Below are 588 nucleotides of genomic sequence, written 5' to 3'. Positions count from 1 at the left end.
ATGTACTCGTCGGTGTCGTACGTCGTGAGAACCAGCACCTTGAGATCGGCCAACTCGGGGTCAGCCGCGATGCGCCGCGTCGCCTCGATCCCGTCCAGTTCCGGCATGCGGATGTCCATCACGACGAGGTCGACGTCGACCGAGCGGGCCAGCTCGACCGCCTCCCTGCCGTTGCCCGCCTGGCCGACCACCCGCATGTCGCGGGCCGACTCGACGAGCATCGCGAAGGCGGCCCGCACCAGCGTCTGATCGTCGGCGAGCAGTACCCGAATGGGCTGCGACGCAGTCACGACGCGTCCCCCTTTTTTGTCTGTCGTCTTATCTCGGATATCTCAGATACCTCGGACCGCGCCGCCGCCTGTACTCCGGAGGACCGTGGCCCGGCCTGCGGCTCGGCATGCCGCACCGCCTCCGACTCGGCTTGCCGCATCGCCTCCGGCTCGAGAGGCAGGGCCGACCTTGATTCGGGAGGCCGCGCCGCCTTCGACTCGGGAGGCGGGGCCGACTTCGGCTCGGGTGACGGGCCCGGCTGCGACTCGGGCCGGGACGGGGTGCCGTCCGCGGGCTCCGCCTCGGGACGGGCCTCTT

1 protein-coding gene is annotated in these 588 nt (G+C 70.4%); it reads right to left on the bottom strand.

Translation table 11 applies throughout. The features are described 5' to 3' along the window. Nucleotides 1-221: response regulator transcription factor (locus KUM32_RS36455; RefSeq protein WP_254406647.1), on the bottom strand; the 221-nt coding region annotated here is incomplete at its 3' end. Nucleotides 222-588 lie beyond the last annotated feature (367 nt).

The sequence above is a fragment of the Streptomyces sp. AC627_RSS907 genome, from assembly GCF_019049165.1.
This window is presented reverse-complemented; position numbering and strand designations above follow the sequence as displayed.